Annotated in this window: 10 protein-coding genes; 6 read left to right on the top strand and 4 right to left on the bottom strand. The window is 63.9% G+C overall.

Annotation, left to right across the window (positions count from 1 at the left end; all coding sequences use genetic code 11):
• Position 1: 1 nt before the first annotated feature.
• On the bottom strand, positions 2-688 hold the full coding sequence (locus tag AC3WMR_RS21085) for a hydrolase (protein ID WP_175192292.1): 687 nt from the start codon (positions 686-688) through the stop codon (positions 2-4).
• Positions 689-1004: 316 nt separating this feature from the next.
• On the opposite strand from AC3WMR_RS21085, the gene AC3WMR_RS21080 reads away from it, so the two are divergent.
• Positions 1005-1928, top strand: coding sequence for a LysR family transcriptional regulator (locus AC3WMR_RS21080; protein ID WP_492264799.1), 924 nt, complete (start codon positions 1005-1007; stop codon positions 1926-1928).
• 113 nt (positions 1929-2041) lie between these two features.
• Here the strand turns inward: AC3WMR_RS21080 and gyrB are convergent, their stop codons facing one another.
• The 3 genes from gyrB to dnaA all read right to left on the bottom strand — a co-directional run bounded on the left by gyrB (position 2042) and on the right by dnaA (position 7156).
• Positions 2042-4489 carry a DNA topoisomerase (ATP-hydrolyzing) subunit B gene (gene gyrB, locus AC3WMR_RS21075; protein WP_492264798.1) on the bottom strand — a complete coding sequence of 816 codons (2448 nt, stop codon included), beginning with the start codon at positions 4487-4489 and terminating at the stop codon, positions 2042-2044.
• Between the two features lie 94 nt (positions 4490-4583).
• Positions 4584-5693, bottom strand: coding sequence for a DNA polymerase III subunit beta (dnaN, locus tag AC3WMR_RS21070; protein ID WP_025140409.1), 1110 nt, complete (start codon positions 5691-5693; stop codon positions 4584-4586).
• 2 nt (positions 5694-5695) lie between these two features.
• The gene (dnaA, locus tag AC3WMR_RS21065) at positions 5696-7156 is read right to left on the bottom strand and encodes a chromosomal replication initiator protein DnaA (RefSeq protein ID WP_025140408.1); all 1461 of its coding nucleotides are present in this window, start codon (positions 7154-7156) and stop codon (positions 5696-5698) included.
• A gap of 403 nt (positions 7157-7559) precedes the next feature.
• Here dnaA and rpmH point away from each other — a divergent pair, with 403 nt between their 5' ends.
• The 5 genes from rpmH (at position 7560) to AC3WMR_RS21040 (ending at position 11958) form a co-directional block, all read left to right on the top strand.
• Positions 7560-7694 carry a 50S ribosomal protein L34 gene (gene rpmH, locus AC3WMR_RS21060; RefSeq protein ID WP_006228069.1) on the top strand — a complete coding sequence of 45 codons (135 nt, stop codon included), beginning with the start codon at positions 7560-7562 and terminating at the stop codon, positions 7692-7694.
• A 115-nt stretch (positions 7695-7809) separates the two neighbouring features.
• Positions 7810-8181 carry a ribonuclease P protein component gene (locus AC3WMR_RS21055; RefSeq protein ID WP_025140407.1) on the top strand — a complete coding sequence of 124 codons (372 nt, stop codon included), beginning with the start codon at positions 7810-7812 and terminating at the stop codon, positions 8179-8181.
• Positions 8178-8501 (top strand): membrane protein insertion efficiency factor YidD, encoded by a 324-nt coding sequence (gene yidD, locus AC3WMR_RS21050; RefSeq protein ID WP_233175920.1) that lies wholly within the window; start codon positions 8178-8180, stop codon positions 8499-8501. Before AC3WMR_RS21055 ends, yidD begins: the two co-directional genes overlap by 4 nt.
• Positions 8502-8549: 48 nt before the next feature.
• Positions 8550-10238, top strand: coding sequence for a membrane protein insertase YidC (gene yidC / locus AC3WMR_RS21045; protein WP_492264797.1), 1689 nt, complete (start codon positions 8550-8552; stop codon positions 10236-10238).
• Positions 10239-10509: 271 nt separating this feature from the next.
• Positions 10510-11958: a catalase gene (locus AC3WMR_RS21040; protein ID WP_492264796.1), complete on the top strand. Its 1449-nt coding sequence runs from the start codon at positions 10510-10512 to the stop codon at positions 11956-11958.
• The last annotated feature ends 211 nt before the right edge of the window (positions 11959-12169 follow it).

Raw genomic sequence — 12169 nt, 5'->3', positions numbered from 1 at the left:
ATTACTTGGCCGGGTTGGGGCCGATGCGTTCGCCGTGCTGCACGCGCTCGGCCAGCTTGTGAACGTGGGTCACGGCGTAGTCGATGCCCATGCCGTACGCGCCGGAGTGTTCCTTGACGATGGCGGTGACGGCGTCATAGGTTTCCTTGCGGGCCCAGTCGCGCTGCCATTCCAGCAAGACTTGCTGCCAGGTCACCGGCACCACGCCGGCCTGGATCATGCGGTCCATGGCGTACTTATGCGCATCCGCCGAGGTGCCGCCCGAGGCATCGGCCACCATGTAGATCTCGTAGTCGCCTTCCAGCATGGCGCACAGGGCGAAGGTGGTGTTGCAGACTTCGGTCCACAGGCCCGCCACGATGACCTTCTTGCGGCCGTTGGCGGCCAGCGCGTCACGCACGTTCTGGTCGTCCCACGAATTCATCGAGGTGCGTTCCAGGATCTTGTTGTCCGGAAACACGGCCAGCAGTTCAGGGAAGGTATTGCCCGAGAAGCTCTCGGTTTCCACCGTGGTGATGGTGGTGGGAATGTTGAAGGTGCGCGCGGCCTTGGCCAGGCCCACTACGTTGTTCTTCAGCGTCTGGCGGTCGATCGACTGCACGCCGAATGCCATCTGGGGCTGCTGGTCGATGAAGATGATCTGGCTGTTCTCGGGGGTCAGGACTTCGAGGTATTTGCGGTTCGACATGGCGGGTCTCTCTTCCAGGGGATCAGTCAAAAAAGGGGCGGCGAAATGAATTCGGGGTCTGAGCAGGCCTCTGAGACCTGCACCGTTTGCGCGGTGTCGGAAGCGCCGCTTGAAGCTTCCGTCTGCGTTGTCTGTCGGTGTAGGCATATTAGGGATGGGCCCATCCCCTGAGAATCCGCCGCACGGAATTCCATCCTTTCCATTTTTTGCATGATCCCTCTGGCGGACTGCGATTGCGTGACCCTTTGCAAGGCGATCTTGTATGGGTAATAGGCAGCCGCTATCATCGGCGCGAACCGATACATGAGAGCGCACGATGAATAAACTGCCCGATCTGGAAGGGTGGGCGATCTTCGCCAAGGTCGCCGAGACCGGGTCGTTCGCCAAGACCGCCGCGGAACTGTCGGTGGCCCAGGCCACGGTTTCCAAGACCATCACCCGGCTGGAAACCCGCATGAAGACCACGCTGTTCCACCGCACGTCGCGCAGCATGACGCTGACCGAATCGGGTTACGCTGCCCTGGAGCGGGCCGCCCGCATCCTTGAGGAAGGCGAAGCGGTCGAAGCCGAGGTCACGGAAAAATCCACCAGCCTGCGCGGCAAGATCCGCCTGGCCGCACCCATGTCGTTCGGCGTCACGCACCTGGCGCCGATGCTGCCGCCCTTCATGCAGGCGCATCCCGACGTGGGCCTGGAAATCGAATTCAACGACAAGCAGGCCGACCTGGTGTCAGAGCGCTTCGACGTGGCGCTGCGCATCTCCAACCTGGTGGATTCCACCTTGCTGGCGCGGCGCTTGTGCTCGGTGCGCATCCTGCTGGTGGGTGCACCCGGCTACTTCAAGCGTGCGGGCAAGCCCAAGCACCCGCGCGATCTGGCGCAGCACAGCGCGCTGCAATACATGTACGCGCGCAACGGCGCCAGCTGGCGTTTTCGCCACGAGACGCACGGCGAGTTTTCGCAGGCCTTGCCCATCCACCTGAACGTCAACAACGCCGAAGCCCTGGCGCCCGCGCTGCGGGCCGGCATGGGCCTGGCGCTGCAACCGGAATTCCTGGCCTGGGAAGACCTGCAATCGGGCGCCCTGGAAACCGCCATGGACGACTGGCAGGTGGACCCCATCGCGCTGCACATCGTCACGCCACCGGGGCGGCGCCGGCCGGCCCGGGTGCAGGCGCTGATCGAATACCTGGCGCAGCGCCTGACGGCCGAGCCGTGGGCGAATGACGTGCAGGCTTGATGCAACCCGCGAGCAAGTCAACAAGCAAAGAAAAAGGGGCTGCCTGAGCAGCCCCTTCTTATGTCATCCCGCAGCCCGGGCGGGCCGCTCGATGATGGTCTGACCGCCAGCGATCAAACGTCGATATTGCCCGCCGACAGCGCGTGCGCTTCGATGAAGTTGCGGCGCGGTTCGACGTCGTCGCCCATCAGCGTGGTGAAGACCTCGTCCGCCGCGATGGCGTCTTCGATCTGCACGCGCAGCAGGCGGCGCACCTTCGGGTCCATCGTGGTTTCCCACAGCTGTTCCGGGTTCATTTCGCCCAGACCCTTGTAGCGCTGCTTGGAGATGCTGCGGTCGGCTTCGCTGCGCAGCCATTGCATGGCTTCGCGGAAGTCGGACACGACCTGTTCCTTGCGCTTGTCGCCTTCGCCACGCGCGGCCAGCGAGCGCGGGCCGACCTTGCCGGAAAAGCTCTTGGCGGCCTTGGACAGGATGGCGTAGTCGCTGCCATTGACGAAGTCGGCGTCGATGATGCTGACGCGCACGTTGCCGTGGTGCATGCGCTGCACCGACAGGCGATGGCGTTCGGTGGCTTCGTCGAACTGGGGCACGACGTCCACGCCATTGCCGCTGACCGGGTCACGCATGGCATCGGCCAGGCGCTTGGCCGAATCGGCGGCGGCTTCGGCCGAGTCCAGGTTGATCTCGACGCCTTCGGCCATGGCCGACAGCGCGGCCACGTCGAACACGCGGGCCAGGCGGGCCATCACGCCGTCAGCGGCCACGTACTGGCGAGCCAGGTCGCTGAGCTCTTCGCCGCGGATGATGTTGCCGCCCGAGATGATCTCGGCGTCTTTGAGGGCCAGCTGCAGCATGAACTGCGCTTCTTCCTGGGCATCCTTCAGGTAGCGTTCCTCGCGGCCAACCTTGACCTTGTACAGCGGCGGCTGGGCGATGTAGACGTAGCCGCGTTGCACCAACTCGGGCATCTGGCGGTACAGCAGCGTCAGGAGCAGGGTGCGGATGTGCGCACCGTCAACGTCCGCGTCGGTCATGATGATCAGGCGGTGGTAGCGCAGCTTGTCGACGTTGAAGTCGGGGCCGATGCTGGTACCCAGCGCGGTGATCAGCGTGGCGATCTGTTCGCTGGCGATCAGGCGGTCAAAGCGCGCCTTTTCCACGTTCAGCACCTTGCCGCGAAGCGGCAGGATGGCCTGGAACTTGCGATCACGGCCTTGCTTGGCCGAGCCGCCTGCCGAGTCACCCTCCACGATGTACAGCTCGCACAGCGCCGGGTCTTTTTCCTGGCAGTCAGCCAGCTTGCCGGGCAGGCCGGCGCCTTCCAGCACGCTCTTGCGACGCGTCATTTCGCGCGCCTTGCGGGCGGCTTCGCGGGCACGGGCGGCTTCGACGATCTTGTTGCACAGGGCCTTGGCGTCGTTCGGGTGTTCGAGCAGCCAGGTTTCCAGCGTGCGCGCCACGGCTTCTTCGACGGCCGGACGCACTTCGCTGGACACCAGCTTGTCCTTGGTCTGGCTGCTGAACTTGGGCTCGGGCACCTTCACCGACAGCACGCAGGCCAGGCCTTCGCGCATGTCGTCGCCGGACGTCTCGACCTTGGCCTTCTTGGCCAGCTCGTTGTCGGTGATGTACTTGTTGATGATGCGGGTCATCGCCGCGCGCAGGCCGGTCAGGTGCGAGCCGCCGTCGCGCTGCGGAATGTTGTTGGTGAAGCACAGCACGCTTTCGCTGTAGCTGTCGTTCCACTGCATCGCCACTTCCACGCCCACCGACACGCCGCCCGCGGCGGACTCGGTGCTGACCGAGAACACGTTCGGGTGCAGCACGGTCTTGGCTCGGTTGATGTATTCGACAAAGCCCTTCACGCCGCCCGAGAAGGCGAAGTTCTCTTCCTTGCCCTGGCGCTGGTCGATCAGGCGGATCTTGACGCCGTTGTTCAGGAACGAGAGCTCGCGCAGGCGCTTGGAGAGAATCTCGTAGTGGTATTCGATGTTGTTGAAGATGATCGGGTCGGCCAGAAAGCGCACTTCAGTGCCGCGCTTGTCGGTCGTGCCGGTCACGGCCAGGGGCGCGACGCGCTCGCCCTGGCGGAATTCCATCTGGTGCACTTCGCCGTTGCGGCGGATGGTCAGGCGCAGCCATTCGGACAGGGCGTTCACGCAAGACACGCCCACGCCGTGCAGGCCGCCGGACACCTTGTACGAGTTCTGGTCGAACTTGCCGCCGGCGTGCAGTTCGGTCATGACGATTTCCGCCGCGCTGCGATGGAATTCGTCGTCCTTGTGGATATCCGTGGGGATGCCACGGCCGTTGTCGGTGACCGAGATGGAATTGTCGGTGTGGATCGTGACGACGATGTCGTCGCAATAGCCGGCCAGCGCTTCGTCAATGGCGTTGTCGACGACTTCGAACACCATGTGGTGCAAGCCGGTGCCGTCGGACGTGTCCCCGATGTACATGCCGGGGCGCTTGCGCACGGCCTCCAGCCCCTTGAGCATCTTGATCGAGTCGGCGCCGTAGCCGCCATTCTCGGGAGTGGTGTTCTGCTGATCTGACATGTCTGTATCGATAACGCTTTAAAGAACGGCCTGGCGGCCGGACCGCCGACGAGCCATCAGGCCCGTGGCGGCACAAACCCACATGAGCGCGGACTTAGATCCGCATGGGCATGACGACGTATTTGAACTGGTCGTCTTCGGGCAGGGTGATGAGCGCCGACGCGTTGGCATCGGGCATGACCGACCACTGGATGTTGTCCACTTTGACGTTGGCCAGCACGTCGAGCAGGTAGCCGACGTTGAAGCCCACGTCCAGCGGTTCGTGGCCGTAGTCGATGTCGATTTCTTCCTGCGCCTCTTCCTGCTCGGCGTTCGAGGACGAGATCTTCATCTGGTTCTGCGCCAGCTGCAGGCGCACGCCCTTGAACTTGTCGGTGGTGAGAATGGCGGCGCGTTGCAGGCTGCCCTGCAAGGCTTCGCGGCCCACCAGGAAGTGGCGCGAGTAATTCGTGGGAATCACGCGCGTGAAATCGGGGAACTTGCCTTCGACCAGCTTGGACACCAGCTCGACGTCGCCGAAGCGGAAACGGATCTGGCCCGGCGCCACGTCGATCGACACGACTTCGTCGGAGTCTTCGAGCAGGCGCTGCATTTCAAGCACGGTCTTGCGCGGCACGATCACCTCGTGGCGTTCGCTGATGCCGTCTGCTTCGGTGGAGCAGTGGGCCAGGCGGTGACCGTCGGTGGCAACCGCGCGCACACGGCCCGGTTCGAACACCAGCAGCATGCCGTTCAGGTAATAGCGGATGTCCTGCTGGGCCATGGCGAAGTGCACCATGTTGAACAGGTGGCGCAGCGTGCGTTGCGGCATGGTCAGCGACACGTCCCACTGCTCGGGCTGAGCCACGGTGGGGAATTCGCTGGCGGCCAGCGTCTGCAGGGCAAAGCGGCTCTTGGCCGACTGCACCGACAGCTTGTTGCTGGCCAGCGCCAGGCGCACGTCGCCCGTATCGGGCAGGGCCTTCAGAATATCGAGCAGCTTGCGCGCAGCAACGGTGGTGGACTCGTTGTCGTGGCCCACGCCGAAGTCGGCATGCGTCGTGATCTGTACTTCGAGGTCGGTCGCAATGAAGGCAACCTTGTTGCCTTCCTTGCGCATCAGGATGTTCGCCAGGATGGGCAGGGTATGGCGTCTTTCGACGATGCCCGCCACGGTCGACAGCGGTTTCAGCAATGCATCGCGTGTGGTTTGTACGAGTTGCATGGTCATCCTTTTAGAGTTTGTTCCAACACGTGCAGGGTATGGTTGAGCTCCGCTTGCTTTGCGCGGGCGTCGGAAATCTTGCGTACGGCGTGCAGGACGGTGGTGTGATCACGACCACCGAACAGGTCGCCGATTTCCGGCAGGCTTTTCTGGGTCAGCTCCTTCGCCAGGTACATAGCGACCTGGCGCGGCAACGCGATATTGGCCGGCCGGCGTTTCGAATACATGTCGGCCACTTTGATCTTGTAGAAATCCGCCACCGTCTTCTGGATGTTTTCCACGGTGATCTGTCCGTTGGACACGGACAGCAGATCCTTCAGGGCTTCCTTGCAGACGTCCACCGTCAGCACGTCGCGGCCATGGAAGCGGGCGTAGGCCAGCACCTTGCGCAACGCGCCTTCAAGTTCGCGCACATTGCTGCGCAGGTGCTTGGCGATGAAGAACGCCACTTCCTCGGGCATGGGCACGCCTTCGGACTCGGCCTTGCGCAGCAGGATCGCCACGCGCATCTCGAGTTCAGGCGGCTCGATCGCGACCGTCAGGCCGGAATCGAAGCGCGAGATCAGGCGGCTGTCGATGCCCGACAGTTCTTTCGGGTACGTGTCGCTGGTGATGATGATCTGCTTGCGCTGCGCGACCATCGCCTCGAACGCATAGAAGAATTCTTCCTGCGTGCGGTTCTTGCCGGAGAAGAACTGGATATCGTCGATCAGCAGCAAGTCCAGCGAGTGGTAGTAGCGCTTGAAATCGTCGAACGCCTTGCGCTGGTACGCCTTGACCACGTCGGACACGTATTGGTCGGCATGCACGTAGCGCACGCGCACCCCGGTGCCCGCCGCCACCATGGCGTTGCCGATGGCGTGGATCAAGTGGGTCTTGCCCAGGCCCACCCCGCCATACAGGAACAGCGGGTTGTAGGACGTACCCGGGTTCTCGGCCACCTGCAGCGCGGCAGCGCGCGCCAGCTGGTTGGCCTTACCCGTCACGAAGTTCTCGAACGTCAGGTCGGTGTTCAGGCGCGAGCGCTCGTACACGATGTTCGCGGCATCCGCGTTGACGGCAGCCGCGCCCGCACTGGGTGCGGGGGCTGCCGGCGCGGCGGGCTGCGCGGCCATGCCGGGCGGCGGCGCGCCGCCTGACGGCGTGGCACCGGACAGTGGCGTGTGCGCGGGTTGCTGGGCGCGCACAGGCGCGACAGGCATGCGCGGCGTGGCGCCCTGCGAGGGCAACTCGAACAAAACCTGTACCGGACGCTCGAACCACTCCGCGGCCAACGCTTCGATCTGGTGGGAGAAGTTCTTGCGCACCCAGTCCAGCTTGAACCGGTTGGGGGCGGCAACGCGCAGCACCGCCTGCGTCTCGTCATACGCAAGCGGGACCAGCGGTCGTATCCACGCGCTGATTTGTTGGGGGGGGAGTTCCTGCTCAAGACGACTGACGCAGGTCTGCCAGAATTCTTTCATGTCGCTCTTATTCAAACCTCGATTCTACCTTGCCTGGGCATGGGTTATCCACAGGGTAGGGCATAAGCTTGCACATGCCGCCAGCTTAACTGTTTGACAAGACAGGGAAAACTTGCTGAAATGGTGGGCTTTTCCGAATTCTGTCTGTCAGAAGGTTTCGCAGAAGGCCCAGTATCAACGTGAGCGCTACACTAGCGTTCGCCTGGAATCCTGGCCTTGCTGAATAGGTCGCCCGGGGAATCCCCGGCCCCCAAGCCCCGTCTACAAGTCTGATTTTGCTGGCGTTTTTGCACCTTGGTGCCATGACGCGGCGCAATCGCTTACTAGATACCCGCTTTGGATCCGCGACCAGGAACCCTCCGGGCAGGTCCCTTCTGACTTTTGTTCTTTTTGTGGATCGTCCATGAAACGTACCTACCAACCTTCCGTTACCCGCCGCAAGCGCACCCATGGCTTTCGCGTGCGCATGAAAACCCGCGCTGGCCGCGCCATCCTGAGCGCCCGCCGCGCCAAGGGCCGCAAGCGTCTGGCCGTCTAAGTCCCGCGTTTCCGGTCTTTTGCCGGAAGCCTGACTTTTTTTGCACGGACCGGCCATATTGCAAGACCTCTCGCAATCCCGTCCCGGTTCCGCGCAAACGCCTGACCCGCAGTCCATGCCGCGCTCCACGCTTCCCCCGGAGGCGCGGCTGCATCGCCCCTCCGAGTTCGCCGCCGCCCTTAAAGGCCGGCGTCTTGCCCGAGGGGCGTTTTTCGTTGTGAGCGCCGCTCCCAACGATCTGCCTCCCGGCCAGGACGCCTGTGCCCGCCTGGGCCTGGTGATCGCCAAGCGGTTCGCCGCCCACGCCACCACGCGCAACGCCTTGAAGCGGGTCATCCGCGAGGCGTTCCGTCACCGGCGCCTGGCGCTTCCGGCAAAAGACTACGTCGTGCGGCTGCACTGCAAAGTGGCGCCCGCCACGCTCACCGCGCTTAAACGCGCGGCCAGAGCCGAAGCGGACGCTCACTTCGAGCGGATCGCGCGATGAACGGCCCATCCCCCCGGCAGGCAAGCCGTCCGCGACGCGGGCGTTCCGTGGGGGCCGCAATACTCATTGCCCCGATCCGGTTCTACAGGTTCTTCCTGAGCCCCTGGATCGGCCGGCAGTGCCGCTTTACCCCGACCTGCTCGGCGTACGCGATCGAGGCGATCGAACGCCACGGTCCCTGGCGCGGCTTCTGGCTGATGGTCCGGCGCATCGGCCGTTGCCATCCCTGGTCGCCCGGCGGCTGGGACCCGGTTCCGCCGGCCAAGGGAACCAACGGCGGCGCTTGCTGCTCCCATGGCCACCGCACCGAGCACGATTGACGCTAAACTGGCGGGCTTTGCTGGCCCGTATTCACTTCAGTAGGCACCATGGATATCCGACGAACCGTCCTCTGGATGATTTTTTCCTTCTCGCTGTTGCTCCTTTGGAACAACTGGCAGATCCATAACGGCAAGCCGTCGTTGTTCGGGGGCCCCACGCCCGCGGCCAGCACGAACGCCAACGGCACGCCGGCCGCCGCGAACAACGCGACGCCTTCGGTGCCCAATGCCCCCAGCACCGCCAGCGCCCCCGCGCCCTCGGCCGTGCCGGGCGCCGCCACGCCGGCCCCGACGCGCTCGGAAGAAGTCGTCATTACCACCGACGTACTGCGCCTGACGTTCGACACGCTGGGCGCCCAGCTGGTGCGGGCCGAACTGCTGAAGTACCCGGCCACCGGCCAACCCGACAAGCCCACCGTGCTGCTTGATCGCGCCGCCGGCCTGAACTACGTCGCCCAGACCGGCGTGGTCGGTGCAGGCAACGGCCAGAGCTTCCCGACGCACCAGACGCCTTTCCGCGTCGTCTCGACCGATCGCCAGCTGACCGGCGACAACCTGGACGTGACGTTCGAAGCCGAATCCGGCGGCGTCAAGGTCACCAAGACCTTCACGCTGCATCGCGGCCGCTACGACATCGACGTGCGCCACGACCTGGCCAACGTCGGCTCCGCCCCCGTGACGCCCGCGCTGTACCTGCAGCTCGAGCGCGACGGCAACGACCCGGCCGATACCTCCAGCTTCTATCACACGTTCACCGGCATGGCCGTCTACTCGGAACAGGACAAGTTCCAGAAGATGACCTTCGCCGACATCGAAAAGAAGAAGGCCAACTACATCAAGCAGACGGACAACGGCTGGATCGCCGTGGTCCAGCACTACTTCGCCACCGCCTGGGTGCCGCCGCAAGGCAAGCCGCGCAGCAACGAAGTGCTGGAAGTGCAGAAGAACCTGTACGCCGCCCGCACCATCGAAGCCATCGGCGAGATCGCCCCGGGCGCCGCTGCCCGCGTCGATTCGCACCTGTGGGTCGGCCCGCAAGACCAGAAGGCCATGGCGGCGCTCGCCCCCGGCCTGGAACTGGTGGTCGACTACGGCTGGCTGACCATCATCGCCAAGCCGCTGTTCACGCTGATGACCTGGCTGCACTCCATCCTGGGCAACTGGGGCTGGACCATCGTTGCCCTGACCGTGCTGATCAAGGCCCTGTTCTACCCCCTGGCCGCCGCCAGCTACCGCTCGATGGCCCGTATGAAGCAGGTCGCCCCGCGCCTGCAGGCCCTGAAGGAAAAGTACGGCGACGACAAGCAGAAGCTCAATGCGGCCATGATGGAGATGTACCGCACCGAAAAGATCAACCCGCTGGGCGGCTGCTTGCCGATGGTGGTGCAGATCCCGGTGTTCATCTCGCTGTACTGGGTGCTGCTGGCCAGCGTGGAAATGCGCGGCGCGCCCTGGATCCTGTGGGTCCATGACCTGTCGATCCGCGACCCGTTCTTCATTCTGCCCGCCATCATGATGGCCACCATGTTCCTGCAGATCAAACTGAACCCGACGCCCCCGGACCCCGTCCAGGCCAAGGTCATGATGATCATGCCGCTGGTGTTCGGCGGGATGATGTTCTTCTTCCCGGCCGGCCTGGTGCTCTACTGGTGCGTCAACAACACCCTGTCGATCGCCCAGCAGTGGTCCATCACCCGCGCCATGCAGCGCAAGGCAGAAGCCGCGGCCAGCCGCTGATCGCTTCGCGCCACGAAAAGCCGGCCTCTTGGGGCCGGCTTTTTTTCGCCTGCGTTCCAGGATGGTTGGGCGGCGATGGACATCATGTCGCGCCATCGATAGTTATTTTTAATCAAATTTACTAGTTCAATCAACTTCACAGTGGAAACATAGACCCCTATGATGTGTCGGAGATATTCCCCGGCCGGCTATGTCCGGGGCGGTATCCATCACGTTGCGCGGCCCGGCCCAGGCGCCGCGCATTCCAGGAATTACGTAGGGAGTGTGTGCCATGACCGACAAGAAGCAGCATCTGACCACCGCCTCTGGCGCCCCGGTGGCCGACAACAACAACACGCTGACCGCAGGCCCTCGCGGTCCCGCGCTGTTGCAGGACTTCTGGCTGATTGAAAAGCTCGCCCATTTCGACCGTGAACGCATCCCCGAACGCGTCGTGCACGCCAAGGGCTCGGGCGCCTATGGCACCTTGACCATCACCCACGACATCTCGCGCTACACCCGCGCCAGCATCTTCTCCAAGGTCGGCAAGCAGACCCCGCTGTTCCTGCGCTTTTCGACCGTGGCCGGCGAACGCGGCGCGGCCGATGCCGAACGCGACGTGCGCGGCTTCGCCATCAAGTTCTATACGGACGAAGGCAACTGGGACCTGGTGGGTAACAACACGCCGGTGTTCTTCATCCGCGACCCGCTCAAATTCCCCGACTTCATCCACACCCAGAAGCGCGACCCCAAGACCAACCTGCGCAGCGCCACCGCCGCCTGGGACTTCTGGTCGCTCAGCCCCGAATCGCTGCACCAGGTCACCATCCTGATGAGCGACCGCGGCATTCCCGCCAACCTGCGCCAGCAGCATGGCTTCGGTTCGCATACCTTCAGCTTCGTCAACGCCAACAACGAACGCTTCTACGTGAAGTTCCACTTCAAGTCGCAGCAGGGCATTGCCTGTCTGAGCGACGAGGAAGCGGCGCAAGTGGTCGCTCACGACCGCGAAAGCTCGCAGCGTGACCTGTACAACAACATCGAACAGGGCAATTTCCCGAAGTGGTCGCTGAAGGTGCAGATCATGCCCGAGGCCGAAGCCGAGACTTACCACATCAACCCGTTCGACCTCACCAAGGTGTGGCCGCACGGCGACTACCCGCTGATCGACGTGGGCGTGCTGGAACTGAACAAGAACCCCGAGAACTACTTCGCCGAAGTCGAGCAGGCCGCCTTCACGCCGGCCAACGTGGTGCCGGGCATCGACTTCTCGCCGGACAAGATGCTGCAAGGCCGCCTGTTCTCGTATGGCGACACGCACCGCTACCGCCTGGGCATCAACCACCACCAGATTCCGGTGAACGCGCCGCGCTGCCCGTTCCACAGCTACCACCGCGATGGCGCATCGCGCGTGGACGGCAATGCCGGCGGCACGCTGAACTACGAGCCCAACAGCGCCGGTGAATGGAAGGAAACTCCGTCGGCCGGCGAACCGCCGCTGGCGCTGGACGGCCAGGCCGCGGCCCGCTGGAACCACCGCGTGGACGACGACTACTACTCGCAGCCGGGCGCCTTGTTCCGCCTGATGACGCCGGCACAGCAAGAGCTGCTGTTCGGCAACATCGGCCGCCACATGGCGGACGTGCCCGAGGAAATCCAGCGCCGCCAGCTGGAACACTTCCGCAAGGCCGACCCGGCCTATGCCGCGGGCGTGGCCAAGGCGCTGGGCCTGAAGCTGTAACGCACCAGCACGGAAGCCGCGCGGTATTTGCCGCGTGGCCCAGGCGGGCGGCCTTCGGGCCGCCCGTTTTCATTGCGGCCTGGTCGTTTGGCGCCGAAAGACGCCGAAAATTCCTGCCAGCGACTTATCCCCAGAGGGTGGGGCGGAAAGTTATTCTTTTTTATCCACAAGCCTTTCACAGGCAATCCACAGGACTTTCACAGGGATATCC

This window comes from Achromobacter sp. FW305-C-28 (assembly GCF_058783235.1).
The sequence above is the reverse complement of the archived record's forward strand: the minus strand, read 5'-3'. Positions and strand labels throughout refer to the sequence as shown.

What these genes read in the sequence shown, in the direction of transcription:
- AC3WMR_RS21080 (WP_492264799.1), top strand. Translation starts at nt 1,005, where the DNA reads ATGAATAAACTGCCCGATCTGGAAGGGTGGGCGATCTTCGCCAAGGTC.
- rpmH (WP_006228069.1), top strand. Translation starts at nt 7,560, where the DNA reads ATGAAACGTACCTACCAACCTTCCGTTACCCGCCGCAAGCGCACCCAT.
- dnaN (WP_025140409.1), bottom strand. Translation starts at nt 5,693, where the DNA reads ATGCAACTCGTACAAACCACACGCGATGCATTGCTGAAACCGCTGTCG.
- yidD (WP_233175920.1), top strand. Translation starts at nt 8,178, where the DNA reads ATGAACGGCCCATCCCCCCGGCAGGCAAGCCGTCCGCGACGCGGGCGT.
- yidC (WP_492264797.1), top strand. Translation starts at nt 8,550, where the DNA reads ATGGATATCCGACGAACCGTCCTCTGGATGATTTTTTCCTTCTCGCTG.
- AC3WMR_RS21055 (WP_025140407.1), top strand. Translation starts at nt 7,810, where the DNA reads ATGCCGCGCTCCACGCTTCCCCCGGAGGCGCGGCTGCATCGCCCCTCC.
- dnaA (WP_025140408.1), bottom strand. Translation starts at nt 7,156, where the DNA reads ATGAAAGAATTCTGGCAGACCTGCGTCAGTCGTCTTGAGCAGGAACTC.
- AC3WMR_RS21040 (WP_492264796.1), top strand. Translation starts at nt 10,510, where the DNA reads ATGACCGACAAGAAGCAGCATCTGACCACCGCCTCTGGCGCCCCGGTG.
- gyrB (WP_492264798.1), bottom strand. Translation starts at nt 4,489, where the DNA reads ATGTCAGATCAGCAGAACACCACTCCCGAGAATGGCGGCTACGGCGCC.
- AC3WMR_RS21085 (WP_175192292.1), bottom strand. Translation starts at nt 688, where the DNA reads ATGTCGAACCGCAAATACCTCGAAGTCCTGACCCCCGAGAACAGCCAG.